The sequence below is a fragment of the Janthinobacterium glycogeni genome (assembly GCF_051380725.1).
In the GTDB taxonomy this organism is placed as follows: Bacteria; Pseudomonadota; Gammaproteobacteria; order Burkholderiales; family Burkholderiaceae_D; genus Janthinobacterium.
In genome coordinates this window covers 86,113-109,260 of the sequence record NZ_JBNYXP010000006.1, presented here as the reverse complement: position 1 = coordinate 109,260, position 23,148 = coordinate 86,113, and the positions used below count along the sequence as shown (strand labels likewise).

The following is a 23,148-nucleotide window of genomic DNA, read 5'->3' as shown; positions in this document are numbered from 1 at the left end:
GATCAACCATGGACACGCTCATGAACCGCGCCCTGCTGACACTGTGCTGCCTGCTGTTGCCGCTTGCCGGCGCGGCAGCCGATCCTGGCCCCCGCTGCGGCGGCGAAGCGGCGACGCCCGGCAACTTGCAGCTGCAGGTGGGCAAGTCGAGCATGCTGCGCCTGCCCGAGGCGGTGCTGGCCCGCAGCGTCGGTAATCCGGCCATGCTGCAAGCCATGCTGGTTGCACCCGACACCTTGTATCTGGTCGGTGTCGACGTGGGCAGCACCAATATGATCATCCAGGGCAGGAGCGGCGTGTGCAGCGTGGTGAACGTCAGCGTCAGCATGGACCCGTCCGGCCTGCAAACGACCCTGGCGGCCCTGATGCCGGAAGAAAAAGCCATCCGCGTGACGGCCGTGGCCGATACCCTGGTGCTGTCGGGCACGGTGCAGGATGCGGGCGCCGTGCTGCGCGCCACCGAGCTGGCGCACGCGTATGTGCGCCGCGCCACCGCACCGCTGGCGCTGCCCAAGCCAGCCGATGGCACCGCCTTGCCGATGGCGGCCACGGCCGCTGCACCCGGCGGCGCGGGCAGCGCGAACAGCCGCGTCATCAATATGCTCGACGTCAGCGCGCCGCAGCAGGTGATGCTGGCCGTGCAGATCGCCGAAGTGTCGAAGTCGCTGCTGGAACGGCTGGAAGTGGGCGCCACCCTGCGCTTCGCTTCCGGCAGCTGGGCCACTACCTTGCTGTCGAATTTCTTGAGCGGCACGGCCAACGGCTCGCTCGACGTGCGCAAGTCGAACGGCCAGAAGCTGACCATCGAGGCGCAGAAACAGGATGGCCTGGTACGCATCCTGGCCGAGCCGACGGTGATGGCGATCAGCGGACAGGAGGGCAGTTTTCTGGCGGGCGGCAAGATATTCATTCCCGTCGGCCAGGACAACAACAAGATCACGCTGGAAGAGCGCGAGTATGGCGTCGGTCTGCGATTTACGCCGACCGTGCTGTCGGGCGGGCGCATCAATTTGAAGGTGGCGCCGGAAGTGTCGGAACTGTCGCGCGAAGGCGTGGGCATTTCCGCCGCCGGCGTCAGCGGACGTTCTATTTTGCCTGTCATCACCACGCGGCGCGCCTCGACCACGGTGCAGCTGTATGACGGCCAGAGCTATGCCATCGGCGGCTTGATCAAGAACAACCAGGTGAGCAACATCGCGGGCGTGCCGTGGCTGAGCGAACTGCCTATCCTCGGCGCGCTGTTTCGCAGCACGGACTTCCAGCATGACCGCACGGAATTGCTGTTCGTCATTACCGCGCACCTGGTGAAACCCTTGCCGGCCGACGCCGTGCTGCCGACGGCGCAGCTGGCGCCGCCTTCGCGCACGGACTTGATGTTGCGCGGCAAGATGGAAGCCGCCTTGCCGCCAGCGCCGCCGTCCGCGCCGCCACCGCGCGCGGCCAACGGCTTCGAGTTGAAATGAGACGGGGAGACACGCCATGCCGAATTCGCTCCTGATATGGCTGCGGCGCCTGGCCGCGCTGACCCTGGCGCTGCAGCTGGCAGCCTGCGCGCACGGCAGCAGCACGCCGCAGCTGGACTCGCGCTTCGGCGCCGCCGTGCGCCTGGCCATGGCGCAGCAGGTGCGCGATCCGGCCAGCGCGGACAATCGCCAGCCTGCCGACGGGCTTGACGGCCCCAGCGCGCATGCCGTCATGCAGCGCTACCGCGCCTCGTTCGCCGAGCCGAACGGCCAGGCGCCGCAGCCGGTGCAGTTCATGCTGGGAGGCGCCAATGGCAAATAGACGCCAGCGCGAGCGCGGGGCGATGCTGATCGCCTTTTCCATCCTGCTTATCCTGGTGCTGGGCTTTATCGGCCTGGCGCTCGACGTGGGACAGGTCATCGGCCGCAAGACGGAATTGCAGAACCTGGCCGACAACGCGGCGCTGGCGGCGGCGACGGAACTGGTAGGCACGCCCGAAGGCTTGCTCATTGCCGTGGACAAGGCCAAGCACAGTGCGGCCGACAAGAGCGCGTGGCGGCGCCGCATGCAGGGCGCGATCCTGTCGGACGCCAGCATCCGCTTCGCCAGCGCGCCCGGCGCGCCCGCCAGCGAATGGCATGCGGCGGGCGCCGTGCCCGACGCCGCCACGGCGCTGTTCGTGCGCGTCGATACGCAGGCCAATGCACCGTCGCTGGGGCGGGTGGCGACGGCGTTCCTGGGCGCCTTGTCGCCGGCGCTGCGCACCCTGGACACGGGGGCGCGCGCCGTGGCCGGACGTACCAGCCTGAACCTGACGCCGCTGGCCGTGTGCGCGCTGTCGGCCAGCGCGGCCAGCCCGCGCACGAATGCGGCGCTGCTGCCGGCCGTCGAGCTGCTGGAATATGGTTTTCGCCGCGGCGTGGCGTATAACCTGTTGAAACTCAATCCGCACGGCCCGGCGGCCGAACATTTCGTGCTCAATCCCCTGGGCCAGCCCGGTGTGGTGGGCTCGTCGCTGCAGGTCGGCGAGTCCAGCGTGCTGCCGTTTGTGTGCAGCGGCACGGTGCTGTATCCGCGCATCGGCAGCGCGCAAGTGCATGTGCACCGGCCGTTTCCCGCCGCCTTGTGGCCGGCCTTCAACGCGCGCTTCAACCTGCATGCGGGCAGCGGCTGTCATCCCGTCACGGCGCCGCCCGACACGAATATCCGCGCCTATCCGAATACGGCCACGAACTGGTGGATGACGAACACGCCCGACGCGCCGAGTGCCCTGAGCACGGGCAATCCGCTGCTGTCCGTGGCCGATCCGGAGTCGAACGCGACGCCGCCAGCCGTTGGCAGTTACGGCCCGCTGTGGTCGTTTGCCAAGGCGGTCAGGTACAGCAGTGTGAAGCCGGCCGGCGGCTACGTGCCGTTTGCCACCAGCGACTGGGCCAAGCTGTATCCGGCCGTGCCTGCCGCGCCGGCCGCCAAGCCCGGCTATCCTTCCACGCCGCCATACCAGACGCTGGCTTACCAGACGGCGCCGACCGGCAATACGGGCGTGGCGCAGCGGCGTCTGCTGCATATTGCCCTGCTGGCCTGCCCTGTGCCGGCCGGCAGCGACGTGCTGGCGCAGGTGCGGGGCATCGGCCGCTTCTTCATGACGGCGCCGGCCAGCAATGGCGTGTTGAGCGCCGAATTTGACGGCCTCGTGGCCGAGGGCGCGCTGGCGGGCCCTGCGGAGCTGCTGCAATGAGGCCGCCCTGCCGCGCGCGACGCCGCCAGGACGGTGTCGCCGCCATCGAGCTGGCGCTGATCCTGCTGTTTTTCATGGCGCTGCTGCCCTTCGTGCTGCTGTTCGGCCGCGCGCTGCTGGTGTACACGGCCCTGCAAAAAAGTACGCACGATGCGGCGCGCTACCTGGCCACCATGCCGCTGTCGCAGATGGCCAGGGGCGACACGGCGAATCAGGGTGCCGTGTTTGCCCGGCAGATGGTGGTCGATGCCATGGCGGAAAGCTGGCCGGCCATGCAGCCATACCTGATCAGCGTGGAATGCGTGTATGCCGACGATTCTTACAGCTGCGGCACCTATGCGGCGGCGCCGCTGCAGGTGCGCATCAAGTTGTCCGTCGACATGCCCGTGGATTTCCTGCCCGAACTGACCCGCAAGTGGCTGCCGCAGCTGGCGCCGATCCCGCTGCGCGCCAATGCGACATTGCGCTATGTTAATTAACCTGCGCCCCCGCCGGCAGCGCCAGGGCGGCGTCTTCGCCGTCGAGTTCGCCATGCTGGCGCTGTTGTTCTTTCTCTTCCTGTTCGCCATGCTGGAAGTGGCGCGCGCCGTGTATCTATGGAATATGGTGCACGAGATTACCCGGCGTGCCGCGCGCGGCGCCGCCGTTACCGATTTCAGCAATGCAAGTGCGTTGCAGGCCGTGCGCGCGCAAGCCGTGCTGCGCGCCGCGCCTGGCGTGCTGCCGCTGGGCGGCGGCATCAGCGACGCGTATGTGCGCATCGATTACCTGTCGCAGTCCAGCGGCGGCACCGCGCTGGCGGTATTGCCGGTGACGGTGATGCCCGGTTGTCCGCAGCGTAACCGCATCAATTGCCTGGACGATCCGTATGGCGCCAGCTGCATCCGTTTCGTGCGCGCGCGCCTGTGCCTGCCAGGCGATGGCGCGCGCTGCGAGAGCGTGCCGTACCGGCCCATCCTGCCGCTGCTGGGCGTGATGTTTCCCTCGGGCGCAGGCGCCGTGCGCCTGCCCAGCGGCGCCACCGTGGCGGTGGCCGAGTCGCTGGGTTATCCGGACAATCCCGGTTTTTGTCCTTGAGCGCCACTTGGCGGCGCAGCCGAATGTGTAGACCTGAAAGAAGCGAGGAAGTGCGATGAAAGCCTTGATGATTAGCCGCGACGCCGGCTTGCACGATGAAATTGCCGCGCAGGGGGCGGCCCGCATGCCCGTGCTGCGGCTGCTGGAACGGCGCAGCGGCCTGCGCGACGCCGTCGAGCGCATGCTGCCGGAAGCGCCGGAACTGGTGATCGTCGACGCCAGCGGTATCGATGCCGATGAAGCCGACCTGCTCGAGCGCCTGGCGCGCCAGTATCCGTTGGCGGTGCTGATGCTGCTCACGCGCGGACAGCAGCAGGATGTGCTCATCCGCGCCATGCGCGCCGGCATGCGCGAAGTGCTGCAGCTGCCGCTGGTGCACAAGGCCTTTCACGAAGCGATGGACAGGGTCGATATCCAGGCCGGCGTGACGCAGATGCGCGACGGCAAAGTCCTCGCCTTCATCTCGTGCAAGGGCGGCAGCGGCGCCACCTTTTTATCGACGAATTTTTCCTACGCGCTGGCCAGCCTGGCCGGCTGCAAGGTGCTGCTGATCGACCTGCACGGCCAGTTCGGCGACGCCACCCTGTATGTCTCGGACCAGAAGCCGGCGATGACGCTGTCCGACATCTGCGCCCAGATCGCGCGCATGGACGGCGCCTTCCTCGCCTCGTGCCTGGTGCACGTGACGCCGAATTTCGGCGTGCTGGCGGCGGCCGACGACCCCGCGCACAAGGTCGACATGCAGCCCGAGCACATGGACCGCATCCTGGCCGTGGCGCGCCAGCACTACGACTACATCGTGCTCGACGTGGGGCGCCAGATCGACGCGCTGTCGCTGCGCGCGCTCGACAACGCCGACGCCATCTATCCGGTGCTGCAGCTGGCCTTGCCCGACATCCGCGACGGGCGGCGCCTGCTCGACATTTTCCGTTCGCTCGGCTATCCGGGCGAGCGCCTGCGCCTGATCGTCAACCGTTACGAGAAGGGCGGGCGATTGCGCCTGGCGGACCTGGAGCAGGCGCTGGGCGCGGAAGTGGTGCACACGGTGCCCAACGATTACATCGCCGCCACCGATTCCGTCAACCAGGGCATTCCGCTGCTGCAGCTGTCGCGCACCAGCGCCGTGGCGCGCAGCTTGGCCGAACTGGTGGAACTGGTGACGGCGCGCCGCGTGACGGAAAGCCGCGGCCTGTTCGACCGCCTGTTCAGCCGCAGCGAGGCTTAGCACAGCAATCGATGTCAAGGCTCCCGCCGGGAGCCATCATGGGAGCCGAGATGACTTTACGCGAACGCCTGGCGGCAAATGAAACGGTGCGCCCCGCCAGCAATGGACAAGGCGCGCTGGCGCTGCACGCCTACCAGGAACTGAAAAAAACCATGCACCAGACGATACTCGACCGTATCGACCTGGAACGCCTGAAACGCCTGACGGCCGAGCAGTTCAAGCATGAGCTGGCGCTGCTGGTGCAGCGCGTGATCGAGGAAGAGCGCATCGTGCTGAACCAGCATGAGCGGCATAGCCTGGTGCTCGACATCCAGCACGAGATGCTGGGCTTTGGTCCGCTCGAACCCTTGCTGGCCGATGCCAGCGTGTCCGATATCCTCGTCAATACCTGCGACAAGGTGTATGTGGAGCGGGGCGGGCGGCTGCAGCTGACGGACGTGACCTTCCACGACAATGCGCACCTGATGAAGATCATCGAAAAGATCGTCTCGCGCGTGGGACGGCGCGTCGATGAATCGAGCCCGATGGTCGACGCGCGCCTGCCGGACGGCTCCCGGGTCAATGCCATCATTCCGCCGCTGGCCGTCGACGGCCCGATTTTATCCATCCGGCGCTTTGCCGTGCAGCCTTTGACGATCGCCAACCTGCTCGACTACAAAAGCCTGACGCCGCCCATGGTGCAGGTGCTGCAGGCGCTGGGGCAGGCGAAGGTCAATATCCTGATCTCGGGCGGCACGGGCAGCGGCAAGACGACCCTGCTCAACGTGCTGTCCGGCTTCATTCCCGGCAGCGAGCGCATCGTCACCATCGAGGATGCGGCCGAACTGGCGCTGCGCCAGCCGCACGTGGTGCGCCTGGAAACGCGCCCGCCGAATATCGAAGGCAAGGGCGAAGTGAGCCAGCGCGCGCTGGTGCGCAATGCGCTGCGCATGCGTCCCGACCGCATCATCCTGGGCGAGGTGCGCGGCGCCGAGGCGCTCGACATGCTGCAGGCGATGAACACGGGCCATGAAGGTTCGCTGGCGACCATCCACTCGAACACGGCGCGCGATGCCCTGGCGCGGCTGGAAAACATGGTCGGCATGGCCAACGTGAACCTGACGCCGCGCGCCACGCGCCAGCAGATCTGTTCTGCCGTGACGGTGGTGATGCAAGTGTCGCGCCTGACCGATGGCGCGCGCAAGCTGGTCAGCCTGCAGGAAGTGACGGGGATGGAAGGCGACATCATCGCCATGCATGAAATCTTCCGCTTCGAGCAGACGGGCGTCGATGCGGACGGCAAGGTGCAAGGCCATTTCTGCGCCACGGGCGTGCGGCCCCGCTTTACGGAGCGCCTGCGCATGTTCGGCGCGCCGGTGCCGGACACGGTGTTCGACCCGGATCGAATTTATGAGTAAGGGGGAGGAATCATGGACCTGGTCTTCTACGGCTTTGCCGTGCTGCTGTTCGCCGCGTGCATTCTGATGGTGGAAGGCGCCTGGCTGTGGTGGTCGGGCACGCATGGCGGCGCGGCGCGGCGCATCAACCGGCGCCTGCGGCTGATGGCGGCGCGCGGCGAGGGGGGCGGCGAGCGGGTCTCCATTCTCAAGCAGCGCCGCTATGCGCGTTCGCCCGGCCTGGAGCGCCTGCTGCGGCGCGCGCCGCAGGCCGCAAAGCTCGACCACCTGCTGCTGCAATCGGGCTTGTCGTGGTCGGTGGCGCAATTCCTGGGCGGCACCGGCGCCCTGTTGCTGGCGGCCTTGCTGCTGTTGGCGGCCTGGTCGATGCCCTGGCCCGGCGCCTTGCTGCTGCTGTCCGGCGCCGTGAGCGCACCGTGTTTGTTCGTGCTGCGCGCGCGCGCGGCACGGCTGAAAAAGATCGAGGCGCAACTGCCGGAAGCGGCCGATTTCCTGGCCCGCGCGCTGCGCGCCGGGCATTCGTTTTCGAACGTGCTGCAGATGGTGGGCGATGAACTCAATGAGCCGATCAGCGGCGAATTCAAGATGGCGCACGAAGAGATCAATTACGGCGTGCCGATGAACGAGGCGCTGCAAAACCTGGCCGCGCGCATTCCGCTGACGGACTTGCGCTACCTCGTCATCGCCGTGCTGGTGCAGCGCGAATCGGGCGGAAACCTGGCCGAGGTGCTGGTCAGCATCGCGCGCATCATCCGCGCCCGCTTGAAGTTGCTGGGACAGGTGCGCGTGCTGTCGGCCGAGGGGCGCATGTCGGCCTGGGTGCTGGGGCTGATGCCGGTGGTGATGATCGGCGTCATGGCGCTGGTCAACCCGCAATACATCCGCCTGCTGTGGACCGATCCCAGCGGCATCAAACTGCTGTGGTACGCGGCCGGCATGGTGGCGCTGGGCGTGGTCTGGATGCGCAATGTGATCCGCATCCGCATATAACGTGGAGAAAACGCCATGACCGGCCCGCAACTGCTGTTCCTGTTGATCGTCTTTGCCGTGGTGGTGGCGCTGGCCCTGCTGGCGTGGCTGATTTTCTTCCCAGGCGCCTTGCGCCAGCGTCTGTTCGGCGCCACGGCGTCGGCCGCCAGCGAGGCGGCGGTGGAAAATGGCTGGGTGGAACGCGTGGCGCGCGTGGCGCAGCCGTTCAGCAAGCTGTCGCTGCCGGAAGAGGGCTGGGAACGCTCGCCGCTGCGTACGCGCTTCATGAACGCGGGCTGGCGCCAGGCGAGCGCGCCGGCCCTGTACTTTGCGGCGAAAAGCGTGCTGGCCCTGCTGTTTCCCACCGTGCTGGGCCTGTATGCGGCCAGCGCCATGGCGGCGCAGCTGCGCAGCGTGCTGTTGCTGCTGCTGTGCGTCAGCGCCACCGTCGGCTATTACCTGCCCAACCTGGTGCTGGCCAGCACGGCCAAGCGGCGCCAGCGCGACATTTTCGAAAACATCCCCGATGCGCTCGACTTGCTGACTGTGTGCGTGGAAGCGGGCCTGAGCCTGGAGCGCGCGCTGGTAAAGGTGTCGGGCGAGATCCACATCAAAAGCGTGGTGCTGGCGCAGGAATTGCAGCTGGTGCTGATGGAAATGCGCGCCGGCTTTTCCAAGGAAAAGGCGCTGCGCAACCTGGCCTTGCGCAGCGGCGTGGAAGACGTCGATACCCTGGTCGCCATGCTGATCCAGTCGGAACGCTTCGGCACGAGCATGGGCGATTCGCTGCGCGTGCATTCGGAAAACCTGCGCGGCAAGCGCAGCCTGCTGGCCGAGGAGGCGGCGGCGAAGATCGCGTTAAAACTGCTGTTCCCGCTGATTTTTTGCGTCTTTCCCACCCTGATGCTGGTGCTGATGGGGCCGGCCGTGATCGAAGTCTATCGCGTGCTCGTGCCGGCCATGGCCAGCCGCTGAAAGGAGTCACCATGCGCTTGACGATATCCCGCCTGGCCGCCGCCTGCGCCTGTCTGGGCCTGGCCGCCTGTACCACGCAGCTGGCCCATGCACCGGCTCCGCAGTGGCCTGACGCCGATGCCGCCTATGCGGCGGGACGCCAGCATGTCGAGCGGGGCGACCTGCCTGCGGCGCAAGCGGCCTATGAGCAAGCCCTGCGCCATGCGCCGCGCCACGTGAACGCGCGCAACGGACTGGCCGTACTGCACGCGCAGCGGGGCGAGCATGATGCGGCGATCGCCCATTGGCTGGCCTTGACGCAGGAGGCGGGCACGCGCCAGCCGCAGCAGGCCTATCTGTTCAGCAATCTCGGCCACGCCTATTATTTAAGCGGACGCGACGCGCAAGCCTTGCCGGTGCTGGAACAGGCGTGTCTGCTCGATCCGCTCAACGCGCTGGCCTGGCAGCACCTGGCGCAGGTACTGGAACGGCTGGGACAGCATGAGCGCGCCGCCGTCATGCTGCGCCAGGCGGCCAGCTTGCAGGAACACGATGTGCGGCGCGATCTGGCCTTGTTGCGCGGCGAGGCGGCGCCGCAGGGTGTGCCCGCGCCTGTGCCGGAGGCACCCGCCATGGCGCGCGTGGAAATCACGCAGAGCGATGGCATGGCCCGCCTGCGGCGCGTGCCGGCGGCGGTGCGCAGCCTGCCCGCTGGCCCATTGACGCCGGCGGCGCCTGCGCCTGCGGCTGGCGCACCGCTTCCGCGTCTGGAAATTGTCAACGGCAACGGCGTGCCTGGCCTGGCCGCCGCGCTGGCGCGCAGCCTGGCCGGTGCGCCCGTGCAGGTGGTGCGCCTGGCCAATGAAGCCAGCTTCCAGGTGGCGCGCACGCGCGTCGAATACCGGCCCGCGCAGGAACAGGCGGCGCGCCAGCTGGCCCGCCAGCTGGGAACGCAGGTGCAGACTCAGGTGCCGACCCAGGCCGCCGACTGTCCCGCCAGTGAGCTGCGCCTGGTACTGGGGCGCGACCTGAGCGACCCTGCCATGCTGCACCGCTATTATCTGCAGCAATTGCAGCTGGCGCGCCAGGCGCTGGCACGGCTCGGTTAACACGCATCGGCTGGCATAAAAAAACGCGGCGCCTTTTGCGGGCGCCGCGTGTTTTTCATGCTGCTGATTATTTCGGCTGGCGGCGCCGCGTAAAAGCGATGGCGGCCAATCCCGTGCCCAGCAGGAACAGGGTGCCCGGCTCCGGTACCGCAAGCGGCGGATCGATGACGACGATGTCGGTGCGCGTGGACTTGGAAAAGTTCAGGGTGTAGCTGCCGGCCGGCAGGGCGAAATTCGAGGTCAGGGAAAACATCGCGAAGCCATTCGTGAAGGCGCGCGAGGTGGCGGGGTCGTTGGTGCCGGCCGTCATGTTCAGGCTGAATGGGTCCAGGCTGCCGACCGTATGGTTGCCGTTGATGTCGCTGCCATTGCTGGCGTCGCCATCGGGGGCGAACTGGAAGATCACGCCGTCGGCGTTCGCATGCGACAGGCAGCCGGCGGGGCTGGCGGCATTGCACGAGATATTGAAGATATCCATGATCGACACGTTCGACTTGTCGCCCATGGTCGTCACGCTGGTGCGCAGGTCGCGCCGTCCCATGAAGCTGAAGGTGATGAAGCCGGCGCTCGACAGGGTCAGGTTGACGGAGCCGGTCAGCGTGTCGCCGGCCGTCGATGTGGCGGCGCCCACCGTGTTGCGCTGTGCTTCCGCCACGGCGCTCACGGTGGAGCCGGTGCCGTTGAGCATGTTGCCGAAGGCGTGCGCATCGCCGCGGGCGAACTCCAGAGTGGAACTGGGGCTGGGGCCGTAGTGATTTTGCGGCAAGCCGCTGCAGCCGCCGCCCGAACATACTTGCAGCACATCGGCGTTGGCAGCCGGGCCCGTATTGACGGCGCGCGGATTGACGGCCACGCCGCCTTGGAAAAAGGCGCTGTCGCTGGCATTGCGGTTGGCGCCAGCCAGCGACAGCGCGCCGGCGCTGGTGGTGATGCGGAAATTGTTCAATTCGTTGACGGCCAGGCCGTAGGCACCTGCCTGCGCCTGACCGCTGGCCAGCAGACTTGCCGCCGCCAGTGCGCCCAGCCAACCCAGGGTCTTGTTTCGTGTGTGATCGACGTTCATCGCAGCCTCTTATCGTAGTCAGTCTCGGGAAATCCGGGGGCGAAAGAATCCAGAATGACTTGTCTGAATTCATCTCGTAGACAGTGATAAGCAGCTTGCGTGCCACACAAAAAAATCACATGGAATCAAGTGCTTGCGTAAAGCGGACTGAGCCGGTGGAAGCAAAGTGTAAGAAAGGCCGACGCCGCTTTCAGGTACCCCGGTGATAGCCCAGATGGCCACCGGAATTACGGGCGCAACCGCAACCGATGCGCGCCACTTCCTCGCCTTCCGTCAATTTCCAGTTGGTAATCGTCGTGTGCTGCCAGTCGATGTCGCTTTTCTTGACAGGTTTCACCGTCAGCGTGCGTTGCTCGACGTCCGTGTATTCCATCAGCTCCTCGTCATCGGCGATGTCGAAATGGCGGTGGATCAGGGAAATGCCGAAGCGGTCGAGCGCGCCATAGCGCTGCAGCACGTCGCGCAGTTCGCGAAAGCAGGCCAGGTCCTCGGGCAGCAGCGGATGGACGGCGGAAATATCGGCGACGGGCTGCCATTGCATGGCGTGGATGTTCAGGCTGTGCATGATGTTCTCCTGTGCCCCTTGTCGCTAGCCCAGGCTGCCGGAGGGGCGCCGGCACGCCTGGCGAAACGCCTATCGTGGCCGCAAAACCGCCGTCAGGCTTGTGCCAGATCAAAGGTGCGGCACATCGCCTCTCGTCCGATCATTGCCCGGTAAAATAGGCCATGGCAAACAAAACCCCCACCTTCCCCGGCGCACGCACGGGCCGCGGCCAGGTCCTGGCCGTGCTGCTGTCGAACCGCGACCAGTCCGGCGCCGAGCCGCTGCAAGGCCGCGTCTCGCTGGCCGCCATCGTGAAAGCGCTGAAGCGCAAATACCACTGGCCCATCGAAACGCACAGCTTTCCCGCCAACACGCAGGACGGCCGCGCCAGCTGGGCGACCGTCTACAGCTTGCCGGACAAGGTGATTGAGACCGCGCTGGACAACGGCGGCCGGGAGTGGCTGGAGAGCCGGGGAGCGGCCGGGCGGCGCTGAGCGCGCCGCTTGCTTTACTCGATACCTTTACTCGATACCTTTATTCGAGCCGGAAGCCGACCTTCAGCGTGACCTGGAAGTGCGCCACCTTGCCGTCGACGATATGCCCGCGCGACTCGGTCACTTCATACCAGTCCATATGCTTGACCGTCAGCGCCGCCTTGGCAATGGCATCGCGTATCGCCTGATCGCTGCTCTCGGTCGACGTGCCGACCAGCTCGATCAATTTGTAAGTGTGTGCGGACATGATGTTTCCCCAGGTAGGAAAGCCAGGCATCGAAAGTTTGTTCTTCGCTGGCAAGTACCCATAGTGCGCCTAAACGCGCTGGCCGTCATTGCGCGGTGCAGCAATGCGTCTCAATGGTTGCGGGAGTGTCCTGCAGGCGGGGGAAAAGAAAAAAGGGCTACCAGCCGAAGCGGGTAACCCTTTGATTTACTACTGAATTCTGGTGCCGACTGCCGGTTTCGAACTGGCCACCTGATGATTACAAATCAACTGCTCTACCAAATGAGCTAAGTCGGCAAAAACTGCGCGTTGCGAATTATACGCTATTTAATGCGTGTCAGGGTCGGACGGCCGCCTTTTTTTGGCGGCTCGTCGTCGCCGGGCGTGGCGTTGTCGCGTTGTTCGGGGGAGCCGGTCGGCACGGACGACAGGGTCGGGGCGCTGGCGGCGGGGGCGAGCACTGGCGGCGGCACGTCGGCGGAAGCGGGGCTGTCCGTCGGTTGCGCGTCCGGGTCATCGTTGCCCAGCACGGGCTCGAAGGCCATGCCCTGGCCGTTTTCGTTGGCGTAGATGGCCATCACGTTGTCGACCGGCACGTAGATTTCGCGCGAGACGCCGCCGAAGCGGGCGTGGAAGCGGATGGCGTCGTTGTCCATCTTCAGGCCGCTGGTGGCGCCGAAGCTGATGTTGAGCACGATTTCGCCCTTTTTCACGTATTCCATCGGTACCGTGGTGCGCGAATCAACTTTGACCGCAAGATAAGGCGTGTAGCCGCTGTCGGTGCACCACTCGTAGATGGCGCGCAGCATATAAGGTTTGGTTGAGATTTCAGACATGGTAGGCATGGTGAGGCGGGAGCGCCCGCCGTCAGGCATGAGGCGGGCGCACCGGTAGTTCAATGAAACGATGGGACAACTATCAATACAAGAACCAAGAATGACAGCTGGCCCAAGATGCCCCAGAAAGCGTAGCGAGCAAGCCCGATATAGGCCTCAGTAACGCAGCCGTACTGAAGTACGGCGAGTAACGCCAGGTCAAGAGCGGGCTGCGCAGTAGCTTTATGGGAATATCTTAGCGGCGCATGACCTTTTCGGAAGGCGTCAGCGCTTCGATGTACGCAGGACGCGAGAAGATGCGTTCGGCGTATTTCATCAGCGGTGCAGCCGTCTTCGACAGTTCGATGCCGTAATGGTCCAGGCGCCACAGCAGCGGCGCGACAGCCACGTCGAGCATCGAGAATTCGTCGCCCAGCATGTACTTGTTTTTCAGGAACAGCGGCGCCAGGGTCGTCAGGCGGTCGCGGATTTCCGCGCGTGCCTTGTCGTGGGCCTTGTCGTTGCTCTTGGCGCGTTCGCTTTCCAGCACGTGCACGTGCACGAACAGTTCTTTTTCGAAATTGAACAGCATCAGGCGCGCGCGGGCGCGCATCAGCGGATCGGCCGGCATCAGCTGCGGATGCGGGAAGCGCTCATCGATGTATTCGTTGATGATGTTCGATTCATACAGGATCAGTTCGCGCTCGACCAGGATGGGCACCTGGCCATACGGATTCATGGTCGAAATGTCTTCCGGTTTGTTGAACAGGTCGACGTCGCGCACTTCGAAGTCCATGCCTTTTTCAAACAGGACCAGGCGGCAGCGTTGCGAAAATGGGCAGGTTGTACCCGAATAGAGAACCATCATTTTTTATAGTTCCTTAGAAACAAAGGGGGTGAAGCCGCGAACGGCTCACCCCAGGTCGCTTGTCCACTCATGCGGACAACGCAGAAACAGGCATAAACCGGCCTATGGCCGGCGCCTCACTTATTTGACTTCCTTCCAGAACGACGCGTTAAGGCGCCATGCCAGCAGAGCAAAGACCGACAGGAACAGCAGCACCCACACGCCCAGGCGCTTGCGTGTCTGCTGTGCCGGTTCGGCCATCCACTCCATGTAGCCGACCAGGTCGGCTACCGCATTGTCATACTCGATCTTGTTCAACGTACCTGGCTTGACCTGCTCGAAGCCGGTAAATTTGTGGATCTTCTTGCCAGCTTCGTGCGGATCGTTCTCTTCCACGAACTTGGCAGTCTGGACACCTTGCAATTCCCATAATACATGCGGCATGGCAACATTCGGCACGACCATGTTGTTCCAGCCGGTCGGACGAGTGTCGTCTTTATAGAACGTACGCAGGTAAGTATACAGGTAGTCGCCGCCTGTGCCAGCGGAAGATGATTTCGCGCGCGAAATTACCGACAAATCGGGCGGTACGACGCCAAAGAAAGCCTTGGCGTCTTGCGGCGCCAGGCTCGTCGTCATCAGGTCGCCGACTTTATCGCTGGAGAACAGCAGATTCTGCTTGATCTGGTCTTCCGTCAAGCCCAGGTCGCGCAGGCGGTTGTAGCGCATCGACACGGCGGCGTGGCAATTCAAGCAATAATTGACGAACAATTTGGCGCCATGTTGCAGCGCCGCCATGTTGGTCTGGCGGTCAGGCGCCTTGTCCAGCGGAAAGGTGCCTTCGCTGGCGAGAGCCATGGCAGGCACGAGTGCCAGGATGGCGAGCAGTTTTTTTGCAATCTTCATATGATGTATGTCCTTTGAGCGTGGCGTGAGAGCGGCTTAGTGCGGGTGAAACGTCACACGCGACGGCACGGTCTTGAACTTGCCCATGGCACTCCACCATGGCATCAGCAGGAAGAAGCTGAAGTAAATCAGGGTGCACACTTGCGACACGATGGTTCTGAAGTCCGTTGGCGGCTGGGTACCGAGGTAGCCGAGGATCAGGAACGACAGGCCGAAGATGGCATAGATGTATTTGTGCCAGGTCGGACGGTAGCGGATCGACTTCACGGGCGAATGGTCGAGCCATGGCAGGAAGGCCAGGATCACGACGGAACCGCCGAAGAACACCACGCCCCAGAATTTCGCATCAAGCACCTGCGGCAGCATGCCGATGATGGCGACGATGGCGATGCCGGCGATCATGGACTTGACCGTCGTCGACAGCCGCGACTTGAGCCAGATGAACACCACGTAGGCGGCCACGGCGCCCATCAGCACGTACATGAAGTCGGCCGTGGTGGCGCGCAGCACCGAGTAGAACGGCGTGAAGTACCAGGTTGGCGCGATGTGCAGCGGGGTCTTCAGCGAGTCGCCCGGCAGGAAGTTGTTGTATTCCAGGAAGTAACCGCCCATTTCCGGCGCGAAGAAGACGACGGCGCTGAAAATGACGAGGAAGATCGATACGCCGAACAGGTCATGCACGGTGTAGTAAGGATGCGAAGGGATCGAATCGACCGGGTGGCCATCGGCGCCCAGGTTTTCCTTCACTTCGATGCCGTCCGGATTGCTCGAGCCGACTTCATGCAGGGCGATCAAGTGCGCTGCGACCAAGCCCAGCAGTACCAGCGGGATGGCGATCACGTGGAAGGCGAAGAAGCGGTTCAGGGTGGCGTCGGAAACGACGTAGTCGCCGCGGATCCACAACGACAGGTCAGGGCCGATGAACGGGATGGCGCCGAACAGGTTGACGATCACTTGCGCGCCCCAGTACGACATCTGGCCCCATGGCAGCAGGTAGCCGAAGAACGCTTCGGCCATCAGGCACAGGAAGATGGCGAAACCGAACAGCCAGATCAGCTCACGTGGCTTGCGGTACGAGCCGTACAGCAGGCCGCGCGTCATGTGCAGGTAGACGATGATGAAGAAGGCCGAGGCGCCCGTCGAGTGCATGTAGCGCACCAGCCAGCCCCACGGTACTTCGCGCATGATGTACTCGACGGAATTGAAGGCCAGGGCCGCATCCGGTTTGTAGTGCATGGTCAGGAAGATGCCGGTGACGATCTGCAGCACCAGCACCAGCATGGCCAGCGAGCCGAAGATGTACCAGAAGTTGAAGTTTTTCGGGGCGTAGTACTTGCCCCATTGGTCGTTCCACAGCTTGGTCAGGGGAAAGCGGTCATCGACCCAGCCCAGCGCTTTTTCGGCGACGGGAGCGTCTGCCGGGAATTTCGTTTCTTTGAAAGCAGCCATGATCAAGCCTCGCCTTTCTCGTCTTTACCTATCAGCAATTTGGTGTCGCTCAGGTACATATGGCGCGGCACTTGCAGGTTGTCCGGCGCCGGCTTGTTCTTGAACACGCGGCCTGCCATGTCGAAGGTGGAGCCGTGGCAAGGGCACAGGAAGCCGCCTTCCCAGTCATCGGGCAGCGACGGTTGCGGGCCGGGGGCAAATTTCGAGGAAGGGGAGCAGCCCAGGTGGGTGCAGATGCCGACGGCGACGAGAATTTCAGGCTTGATCGAGCGCCATTCGTTCATGCAGTATTCAGGCGTGAATTCGGCGGGATTGCGCTGGGAATTGGCGTCGGCGACTTTGCCGTCGGTCTTTTTCAGCGACGCGACCATTTCCGGCGTGCGCTTGAGGATCCAGACCGGCTTGCCGCGCCATTCGACGGTGCGCATTTCGCCGGGTTGCAAGGTGGTGATGTCTACTTCGACCGGCGCGCCAGCCGCTTTCGCGCGCTCCGACGGCTGGAAGGTGCTTACCAAGGCTCCCGCGGTTGCCAATCCAACTACACTGCCCGCCGCGCACGTGGCGACGAGCAAGCCGCGACGGCCTGAATCGACCTGCTTTTCGTTACTCATGCAAACCCCAATCAGTCAAAATGCGAATCTTTATTATGAGTGGCAGCCGCGAAAAACCCGTCGCCGAAGCTCTATCCCACTGATTGCCGCAACCCGCATCTTTGTACGGTAAAGTGGCAACATCCCTGCGGAACTTCGGACTATGGCGCAGCCCGTGCCAGTTTCTTGTTGATTATCCGGAAGTGAAAAAGCCACTTCTGGCAACCGCAAATTATAAGTGAAGCAAACAACGAATAAAACAAAAACGTTGCTTGTACCATAATTTATATACTTTTGCAGGAGGTGGCTAGTTCTTTCGAACTAGATGCGCGCGGCTGTGCACGAATTGGTCCTGCCGGCAACCACAAGTTGGCATCCCCAGGAATCAATAGTATGATCGGCATGTTTTTATATCTATCCGAAGGAGAAATTCATGGCAATGATGAAGGAATTTAAAGAATTTGCAATGAAAGGCAACGTCGTCGATCTGGCGGTCGGTGTCATTATCGGCGGCGCCTTCGGCAAGATTGTCGATTCCTTGGTGCAAGACGTGATCATGCCGCCCATCGGCCGCATTTTTGGCGGCCTCGATTTCGCCAATTACTATCTGCCCCTGAATGGCCAGGCCACGACGATGACCCTGGTGGAAGCGAAAAAGGCGGGCGCCGTGCTGGCTTACGGTAACTTCCTGACCATTCTGCTCAATTTCATCATTCTTGCCTTTATCATCTTCCAGATGGTGCGCCTGATGAACAAGGCCCGCCGCAGCGAACCGGTCGCGCCGGCACCGGCACCGGCCACGCCGGAAGACATCGTGCTGCTGCGTGAAATCCGCGACTCCCTGCAGAAGAACGGACAGAATAGCAACGATCTGGCAAAATAAGTCGTTCCGGCACCGGCCGGCTGACCTGGGCAGAGAACTGTATGCGACGATTCTGGTTATTGTTTGCGCAAACCGTGACGATCGCGTTGGCGCTGTACTTTGTGTACGGCGCGCTGCGCCCGGCGAGCCGGGTACAGCAGCTGGGCTCTCCCGCGAAACCGGTGCCCGTGGTGGAAACGGCGTCGAGCAGCCTGGCGCCCGGTTCCTACCGCGACGCGGCGGCGCGCGCCATGCCCGCCGTCGTCAACATCCTCACCCTGCAAGTGCCCAAGCGCGGCGCCCATCCGCTGGCGCGCGATCCCTTCTTTAAACGTTTCTTCGGCGACCGCGACCCGGACGGCGAGGATGACGAGGACTTGAAAAACAGCCTCGGCTCGGGCGTGATCGTCAGCCATGAAGGCTATGTGCTGACCAACAACCATGTGGTCGAAGGCGCCGACGAAATCGAAGTGGTGCTCACCGACGGCCGCAAGGCGCCCGCCAAGGTGGTGGGCCTGGACCCGGAAACGGACCTGGCCGTCATCAAGATCAACCTCGACAAGCTGCCCGTCATCGTGCTGGGCCAGTCGGAACTGGCGCGCGTGGGTGACGTGGTGCTGGCCATCGGCAATCCGTTCGGCGTGGGCCAGACGGTGACCATGGGCATCATCTCCGCCCTGGGCCGCAACAACCTGCACATCAACAGCTTTGAAAACTTCATCCAGACGGATGCGGCGATTAACTTCGGCAACTCGGGCGGCGCCCTGGTCGATACGCGCGGCAATCTGATCGGCATCAATACGGCGATTTACTCGCAAAGCGGCGGTTCCGTCGGCATCGGTTTCGCCATTCCCGTTTCGACGGCCAAGACAGTGATGGAAGCCATCATCAAGGATGGCCACGTGGTGCGCGGCTGGATCGGCGTGGAAACGCAGGACATCACACCCGAGCTGGCGCAAAGCTTCAACCTGCAGCGCACCAGCGGCGCCATCATCGCCGGCGTGGTGCGCAACGGCCCGGCCGACAAGGCGGGCATCGTACCCGGCGACATCCTGCTGACGGTGCAAGGCAAGGCCGTGGGCGACACGACGGAAATGCTCAACCTGATCGCCCAACTGCCGCCCGGTGAAAAAGCTAAAATGACGGTGCTGCGCAAGAATCGCGAAGCGGCATTCGACGTGATGGTGGGCAAGCGCCCCATCCCGAAAGAGCTTTCCAAATAGTTGCTGATCGGAATTTGACACATGCATGTACGTGACTTGACCCAATTTTTACGTGAACTGAGCGACAACAACAACCGTCCCTGGTTTGTCATGAACAAGCCTCGCTACGACATCCTGCGTGAGGAATTCCTGGCGCTGGTGACTGCACTCATTGCTGAACTCGGCAAGTTCGACCCGGCCGTGAAATACTGCAATCCGAAGAAGGCCTTGTTCCGCATCAACCGCGACGTGCGTTTCGCGCACGACAAGAGCCCGTACAAGACGCGTTTTTCGGCCGCCATCGCGCCAAACGACATGCGCCGTCCCAGCAAGGCGGGCGGTCCCACGTATTATCTGCAGATCGATGGCCAGGGCAATCTGCTGTTCGGCGCCGGCGAATACATGCCGCCGCCAGGCCGCCTGAAGGCGCTGCGCGAACACATGGTCAACGACGCGCCAGGTTTTTCCAAAGTGCTGAAAAATAAGCGCTTGAAGGCACGTTTCGGCACCATCCAGAACGAGGGCAAGCTGCAGCGCCCGCCCAAGGGCTTCGAGGCGGACGCCGAACATATCGAATTCATCAAGCTGAAAAGCTTTTTTGTCTGGACCGAAGTGCCGCTGCCCGTGAACGAACCCGAGAAACTGCTGCCGACCCTGGCGGAAGGCTTGAAGGATGCATGGCCACTGGTGGAATGGATGCGCGGCGCGAAAGAGCCGGAGGAAGTCACCGAGTAATTGCCGAAGGAGCACATGATGGCACTGGAGCACGCAAGTTCAGGACAGGTGATCGAGGTGCTGCGCAGGGACGGCGACGACCTGTCGCAGTTTTCCGCCATCGCGCTGGCCAGGACGGACGAACTGGAATTGATCCGCATGTGCATGCCCAAGGGCAAGACCATGCCCGAGCATCATGTGCTCGGCGAGATCACCCTGCTATGCCTGCAAGGGCAGGTGGCGGTGCAGGCGCATGGCGGCGTGCACCTGCTGGGGCCGGGGCAGGTGCTGTACCTGCTGGGCGGCCAGGCGCACGCCCTGGAAGCGCGCGAAGACAGCTTATTGCTGCTGACTATACTCATGCACAAGGCGGGGCGCTAGGTTTTTCCTGTCAAGCCGCCTCGGCGCGCGGATCGCGCGACAGCAGCTGCTGCACCATCACGTGCGGCAAATCCCCGTCGAACAGCACGCCCGCCACCGCATTGGTGATCGGCATGTCGACGCCCATGCGGCGCGCCAGTTCGCGCACAGCCTTGGCGCAGGGCACGCCTTCGGCCACGTGACCGAGTTCGGCCACGATGGTCTCCAGCGCCTTGCCTTGCGCCAGGCCCAGGCCGACCCTGCGGTTGCGCGACAGGTCGCCCGTGCACGTCAGAATCAAGTCGCCCATGCCCGTCAGTCCCATGAACGTTTCCGTCTGGCCACCCAGGGCCGTGCCCAGGCGCGTGATTTCCGCCAGGCCACGCGTGATCAGCGCGGCGCGCGCATTCAAGCCCAGGCCCAGGCCGTCTGCCACGCCGGTGGCAATGGCCAGCACGTTCTTCACGGCGCCGCCCACTTCCACGCCCACCAGGTCTTCGCTCGCATACACGCGGATGGTGCCGCCATGCAAGGCCGAGACGACGGCGCCGCGCAATGGCGCGCTGTGCGAGGCGATGGTCAGCGCGCACGGCAAGCCGCGCGCCACTTCCTGCGCAAACGAGGGGCCGGACAGGGCGCCGCCGGGGATGGCATCTCCCAGCACTTCCCGCACGATCTGGTGCGGCAGCAGGCCCGTGCCGCCTTCAAAGCCTTTGCACAGCCACACCAGGTTGCCGATGGCCTTGTTTTTCAGTTGCTGCAGCATGGGGCGCAAGCCTGCCACGGGGCAGGCGGCGATCAGGAGGCCCAGTTCGCCGCTGGCATGCGCGACGGCGGCGTCGAAATCGGCGCTGATGCGCAGCTGCGGCGGCAAAGGGAAGCCCGGCAAATAACTGTTTTCACCGCTGGCGGCCATGGCGGCCATGGCCTCGCCGTTGCGGCCCCACAGCAGCACGTCGTGGCGGCCGGCCAGGGCCATGGCCACGGCCGTGCCCCAGGCGCCGGCGCCGAGGATGGTGATCTTGCGGGGCAGGGCCTTGGCGGCGGGAGATGTATCTGGAGAAACTTGCATGCAACCTCAGTGGGGCGGAAGAAACGGGTGCGGCGCCCGGGCCGGTCGCCCGGTGCGCAGGGCGGGGCTTACAGGCCCCACACTTCGCTGGTCTTGACGTAGCCGCTCTGGCCATCCTTGTGGCGCACCTTGACCCAGCCGGAGCTCGCTTGCTCGCTCATTTCCAGCAGCACGCCCTTGTCGACGAGGATGATGGCGGAGGCGGTGTCGTCGGGGCTGGCGCGCACCTTGAGGTTCGCGGCGCGCGCCACGACGTTGCGCTTGGCCGACAGGCCCTTGGCTTCCGTCCAGGCCATTTCGCCGCTGGCGTCGCGCACCTTGACCCAGTCGCCGTAGCTGAGCACGACTTCCAGCGGCATGCCGCGCGGCGCCACGTACAGCTTGCCGCCCTTGGAGGATGGCGCGTCGTACAGGATCACGGGAGCGGCGCCCACCGTTTTGAAATCGACGGCGTGGCTGGCGGCGGTCGCCAGCAGCAGCACGGCGCCGGCCATCCAGCGGAACTTGCTCAAGAGCGCACTTTTCAACATGATATTTTTGAACCTTAACGAAACACGGCGGCCAGGCCGCCGTTTCTTACCTGCAGTATAGAACACTCACAAAACCGCCGCGAGCGGCAGTGCATTGTGGCCGAGAAGCGCAGCTGTGCTAGAGCACAGCGAGCCTCGCAGGCCGCAAGGCGCGCCGCGCAGCAGGTTTGGTGAGATGTTCTTAGTGCGTTTCGCTAGCTGCGGGCGCTGCTGCAGCGGCGTCAGCAATAGCTTGCAGACGTTGTTGGTAGAACACTTCGAAGTTGATCTCGGCCAGGTGCACTGGCGGGAAGCCGGCACGGGTGATCACGTCGGCGATGTTGGCGCGCAGGTAAGGGTAGATGATGTTCGGGCAGCCGATTCCCAGCAGTGGATCGAGTTGATCGGCAGGAATATTGCGTGCTTCGAAGATACCGGCTTGCTTGCCTTCGACCAGGAAAGCGACTTTATCGCCGACTTTGGCGGTCACGGTGATGGTCACGGTGGCTTCGAAGATACCGTCGGCCAGAGGTGCAGCGCCCACGTCCAGTGCCACTTCGATCGCTGGCGCTTCTTGTTCCAGGAAAATAGCTGGGGAATTTGGTTGTTCCAGCGACATGTCTTTCAGGTAGACGCGTTGGATTTGGAAGACTGGTTGCAGGTTTTCGTCAGACATGGAACGCTTTCGTTGTAAAGGACAAGAACGGCACACCGTTCAAATATGGTGCTTGCGGTATTCAAACCGCGCCGGGTAGGCGCGGCCAGATCAGGTGCGAGGGCAATTGTATCAAAACAATACGACAAAAAACCAAGCAATTTCTCGAACCCGCTTTATATCAGGCTGCCGTGCCATTTAACAAGGGGTCGAGCTTGCCAGCTTGATCGAGCGCATACAAATCGTCGAATCCACCCACGTGGGTATCGCCCACATAGATCTGCGGCACGGTGCGGCGGCCCGTGCGTTCCATCATCTTGATGCGCTCTTCCGGGTCGAGGTCGACGCGGATCTTTTGCACGGCCACGCCCTTGGCTTCCAACAGGCGCTCGGCGCGCACGCAATACGGGCACACGGCGGTGCTATACACAATTACGGGGACGGTCATGATGATTCCTTCTAGTTAAATGCCGGCTTACTTCGCCAGCGACAGGGTTTTCAATGGCAAACCCTGCTTTTTCCATTCGTCGAGGCCGCCTTCCAGGCTCGTTGCCTCAGCGAAACCGGCTTTGCCCAGCAGGCCGACGGCGGTTGCCGAACGCGAACCTTTCTGGCAAACCACTACAATGGGGCGCGTTTTGAATTTTTCCAGCTCGCCCAGGCGTTTTGCCAGTTCCGGCAGCGGAATATTTTTGGCGTCAGGCAAGTGGCCCGTGGCGAATTCTTCCGGGCTGCGCACGTCGACGATGATGGTCTTGCCACGGTTGATCAGTTGCGTGACTTCCAGCACGGTCGCGCGCTTGCCGCGCATCGACAGCAGTGGCCAGAGGAGGGCGCCGCCGGAAATAATGACGATGGCAAACAGAAAAATGTGGTCGATAATGAATTTCACGTAGGGTCCAATGGT

28 protein-coding genes and 1 tRNA gene are annotated in these 23,148 nt (G+C 63.6%); 15 read left to right on the top strand and 14 right to left on the bottom strand.

Going from position 1 to position 23,148, the window contains the following annotated elements; all coding sequences use genetic code 11:
• The first annotated feature begins 8 nt into the window (after positions 1 to 8).
• The 10 genes from ACQ4W4_RS15610 to ACQ4W4_RS15565 are packed head-to-tail and all read left to right on the top strand — an operon-like array spanning position 9 to position 9,933.
• Positions 9 to 1,463, top strand: coding sequence for a type II and III secretion system protein family protein (locus tag ACQ4W4_RS15610; RefSeq protein WP_436542769.1), 1,455 nt, complete (start codon positions 9 to 11; stop codon positions 1,461 to 1,463).
• Positions 1,464 to 1,479: 16 nt separating this feature from the next.
• Positions 1,480 to 1,785, top strand: a complete 306-nt coding sequence (locus tag ACQ4W4_RS15605) for a hypothetical protein (RefSeq protein ID WP_436542768.1) — start codon at positions 1,480 to 1,482, stop codon at positions 1,783 to 1,785.
• Positions 1,775 to 3,202, top strand: coding sequence for a pilus assembly protein TadG-related protein (locus tag ACQ4W4_RS15600; protein ID WP_436542767.1), 1,428 nt, complete (start codon positions 1,775 to 1,777; stop codon positions 3,200 to 3,202). Before ACQ4W4_RS15605 ends, ACQ4W4_RS15600 begins: the two co-directional genes overlap by 11 nt.
• On the top strand, positions 3,199 to 3,681 hold the full coding sequence (locus tag ACQ4W4_RS15595) for a TadE/TadG family type IV pilus assembly protein (protein ID WP_436542766.1): 483 nt from the start codon (positions 3,199 to 3,201) through the stop codon (positions 3,679 to 3,681). The genes ACQ4W4_RS15600 and ACQ4W4_RS15595 overlap by 4 nt, the downstream gene beginning before the upstream one ends.
• Positions 3,671 to 4,279: a TadE/TadG family type IV pilus assembly protein gene (locus ACQ4W4_RS15590; RefSeq protein WP_436542765.1), complete on the top strand. Its 609-nt coding sequence runs from the start codon at positions 3,671 to 3,673 to the stop codon at positions 4,277 to 4,279. The genes ACQ4W4_RS15595 and ACQ4W4_RS15590 overlap by 11 nt, the downstream gene beginning before the upstream one ends.
• 55 nt (positions 4,280 to 4,334) lie before the next feature.
• Positions 4,335 to 5,504 (top strand): CpaE/TadZ family protein, encoded by a 1,170-nt coding sequence (locus tag ACQ4W4_RS15585; RefSeq protein WP_436542764.1) that lies wholly within the window; start codon positions 4,335 to 4,337, stop codon positions 5,502 to 5,504.
• Between the two features lie 50 nt (positions 5,505 to 5,554).
• The gene (locus tag ACQ4W4_RS15580) at positions 5,555 to 6,901 is read left to right on the top strand and encodes a TadA family conjugal transfer-associated ATPase (RefSeq protein ID WP_436542763.1); all 1,347 of its coding nucleotides are present in this window, start codon (positions 5,555 to 5,557) and stop codon (positions 6,899 to 6,901) included.
• Positions 6,902 to 6,913: 12 nt separating this feature from the next.
• Entirely contained in the window at positions 6,914 to 7,891 is a 978-nt protein-coding gene (locus ACQ4W4_RS15575; protein ID WP_436542762.1) for a type II secretion system F family protein, read from the top strand.
• 15 nt (positions 7,892 to 7,906) lie between these two features.
• Positions 7,907 to 8,845, top strand: a complete 939-nt coding sequence (locus ACQ4W4_RS15570; protein ID WP_436542761.1) for a type II secretion system F family protein — start codon at positions 7,907 to 7,909, stop codon at positions 8,843 to 8,845.
• A gap of 11 nt (positions 8,846 to 8,856) precedes the next feature.
• A complete protein-coding gene (locus ACQ4W4_RS15565; RefSeq protein ID WP_436542760.1) occupies positions 8,857 to 9,933 on the top strand; it encodes a LytR C-terminal domain-containing protein in 1,077 nt (358 codons plus the stop codon).
• A gap of 67 nt (positions 9,934 to 10,000) precedes the next feature.
• Here the strand turns inward: ACQ4W4_RS15565 and ACQ4W4_RS15560 are convergent, their stop codons facing one another.
• Both ACQ4W4_RS15560 and ACQ4W4_RS15555 read right to left on the bottom strand, forming a co-directional pair.
• On the bottom strand, positions 10,001 to 10,996 hold the full coding sequence (locus ACQ4W4_RS15560) for an EDSAP-1 family PEP-CTERM protein (RefSeq protein ID WP_436542759.1): 996 nt from the start codon (positions 10,994 to 10,996) through the stop codon (positions 10,001 to 10,003).
• 190 nt (positions 10,997 to 11,186) lie between these two features.
• Positions 11,187 to 11,561 carry a hypothetical protein gene (locus ACQ4W4_RS15555; RefSeq protein ID WP_436542758.1) on the bottom strand — a complete coding sequence of 125 codons (375 nt, stop codon included), beginning with the start codon at positions 11,559 to 11,561 and terminating at the stop codon, positions 11,187 to 11,189.
• A gap of 161 nt (positions 11,562 to 11,722) precedes the next feature.
• Between ACQ4W4_RS15555 and ACQ4W4_RS15550 the strand changes: the two genes are divergently transcribed.
• Positions 11,723 to 12,034 (top strand): hypothetical protein, encoded by a 312-nt coding sequence (locus ACQ4W4_RS15550; RefSeq protein WP_436542757.1) that lies wholly within the window; start codon positions 11,723 to 11,725, stop codon positions 12,032 to 12,034.
• A 40-nt stretch (positions 12,035 to 12,074) separates the two neighbouring features.
• On the opposite strand, the gene ACQ4W4_RS15545 is transcribed toward ACQ4W4_RS15550, so the two are convergent.
• The 7 genes from ACQ4W4_RS15545 to petA form a co-directional block, all read right to left on the bottom strand.
• Positions 12,075 to 12,281 (bottom strand): dodecin, encoded by a 207-nt coding sequence (locus ACQ4W4_RS15545; protein ID WP_034753599.1) that lies wholly within the window; start codon positions 12,279 to 12,281, stop codon positions 12,075 to 12,077.
• Between the two features lie 200 nt (positions 12,282 to 12,481).
• Positions 12,482 to 12,557, bottom strand: a tRNA-Thr gene (locus ACQ4W4_RS15540).
• A gap of 26 nt (positions 12,558 to 12,583) precedes the next feature.
• Positions 12,584 to 13,096 carry a ClpXP protease specificity-enhancing factor gene (locus tag ACQ4W4_RS15535; protein ID WP_436542756.1) on the bottom strand — a complete coding sequence of 171 codons (513 nt, stop codon included), beginning with the start codon at positions 13,094 to 13,096 and terminating at the stop codon, positions 12,584 to 12,586.
• 235 nt (positions 13,097 to 13,331) lie between these two features.
• Entirely contained in the window at positions 13,332 to 13,943 is a 612-nt protein-coding gene (locus ACQ4W4_RS15530) for a glutathione S-transferase N-terminal domain-containing protein (protein WP_010394154.1), read from the bottom strand.
• A 120-nt stretch (positions 13,944 to 14,063) separates the two neighbouring features.
• Positions 14,064 to 14,828: a cytochrome c1 gene (locus tag ACQ4W4_RS15525; protein ID WP_436542755.1), complete on the bottom strand. Its 765-nt coding sequence runs from the start codon at positions 14,826 to 14,828 to the stop codon at positions 14,064 to 14,066.
• Between the two features lie 36 nt (positions 14,829 to 14,864).
• Complete coding sequence (locus tag ACQ4W4_RS15520; RefSeq protein WP_436542754.1) at positions 14,865 to 16,277, bottom strand: cytochrome b; 1,413 nt, start codon at positions 16,275 to 16,277, stop codon at positions 14,865 to 14,867.
• Positions 16,278 to 16,279: 2 nt separating this feature from the next.
• The gene (gene petA / locus ACQ4W4_RS15515) at positions 16,280 to 16,888 is read right to left on the bottom strand and encodes a ubiquinol-cytochrome c reductase iron-sulfur subunit (protein ID WP_070289471.1); all 609 of its coding nucleotides are present in this window, start codon (positions 16,886 to 16,888) and stop codon (positions 16,280 to 16,282) included.
• Positions 16,889 to 17,300: 412 nt separating this feature from the next.
• On the opposite strand from petA, the gene mscL reads away from it, so the two are divergent.
• The 4 genes from mscL to ACQ4W4_RS15495 are packed head-to-tail and all read left to right on the top strand — an operon-like array spanning position 17,301 to position 20,026.
• The gene (gene mscL / locus ACQ4W4_RS15510) at positions 17,301 to 17,750 is read left to right on the top strand and encodes a large conductance mechanosensitive channel protein MscL (RefSeq protein ID WP_070280021.1); all 450 of its coding nucleotides are present in this window, start codon (positions 17,301 to 17,303) and stop codon (positions 17,748 to 17,750) included.
• A 41-nt stretch (positions 17,751 to 17,791) separates the two neighbouring features.
• Positions 17,792 to 18,952 (top strand): Do family serine endopeptidase, encoded by a 1,161-nt coding sequence (locus ACQ4W4_RS15505; RefSeq protein ID WP_436542753.1) that lies wholly within the window; start codon positions 17,792 to 17,794, stop codon positions 18,950 to 18,952.
• 21 nt (positions 18,953 to 18,973) lie between these two features.
• Positions 18,974 to 19,666 carry a DUF2461 domain-containing protein gene (locus tag ACQ4W4_RS15500; RefSeq protein ID WP_436542752.1) on the top strand — a complete coding sequence of 231 codons (693 nt, stop codon included), beginning with the start codon at positions 18,974 to 18,976 and terminating at the stop codon, positions 19,664 to 19,666.
• A gap of 15 nt (positions 19,667 to 19,681) precedes the next feature.
• Positions 19,682 to 20,026, top strand: a complete 345-nt coding sequence (locus ACQ4W4_RS15495; RefSeq protein ID WP_436542751.1) for a cupin domain-containing protein — start codon at positions 19,682 to 19,684, stop codon at positions 20,024 to 20,026.
• A 10-nt stretch (positions 20,027 to 20,036) separates the two neighbouring features.
• Here the strand turns inward: ACQ4W4_RS15495 and ACQ4W4_RS15490 are convergent, their stop codons facing one another.
• The 5 genes from ACQ4W4_RS15490 to ACQ4W4_RS15470 form a co-directional block, all read right to left on the bottom strand.
• Complete coding sequence (locus ACQ4W4_RS15490) at positions 20,037 to 21,077, bottom strand: NAD(P)H-dependent glycerol-3-phosphate dehydrogenase (RefSeq protein WP_436542750.1); 1,041 nt, start codon at positions 21,075 to 21,077, stop codon at positions 20,037 to 20,039.
• A 68-nt stretch (positions 21,078 to 21,145) separates the two neighbouring features.
• Positions 21,146 to 21,607: an SH3 domain-containing protein gene (locus tag ACQ4W4_RS15485; protein ID WP_436542749.1), complete on the bottom strand. Its 462-nt coding sequence runs from the start codon at positions 21,605 to 21,607 to the stop codon at positions 21,146 to 21,148.
• Between the two features lie 181 nt (positions 21,608 to 21,788).
• Complete coding sequence (gene secB, locus ACQ4W4_RS15480) at positions 21,789 to 22,262, bottom strand: protein-export chaperone SecB (protein ID WP_010394167.1); 474 nt, start codon at positions 22,260 to 22,262, stop codon at positions 21,789 to 21,791.
• Positions 22,263 to 22,422: 160 nt separating this feature from the next.
• Complete coding sequence (gene grxC / locus ACQ4W4_RS15475) at positions 22,423 to 22,689, bottom strand: glutaredoxin 3 (RefSeq protein ID WP_070220900.1); 267 nt, start codon at positions 22,687 to 22,689, stop codon at positions 22,423 to 22,425.
• 27 nt (positions 22,690 to 22,716) lie between these two features.
• Entirely contained in the window at positions 22,717 to 23,133 is a 417-nt protein-coding gene (locus ACQ4W4_RS15470) for a rhodanese-like domain-containing protein (protein WP_092798635.1), read from the bottom strand.
• Positions 23,134 to 23,148: the final 15 nt, after the last annotated feature.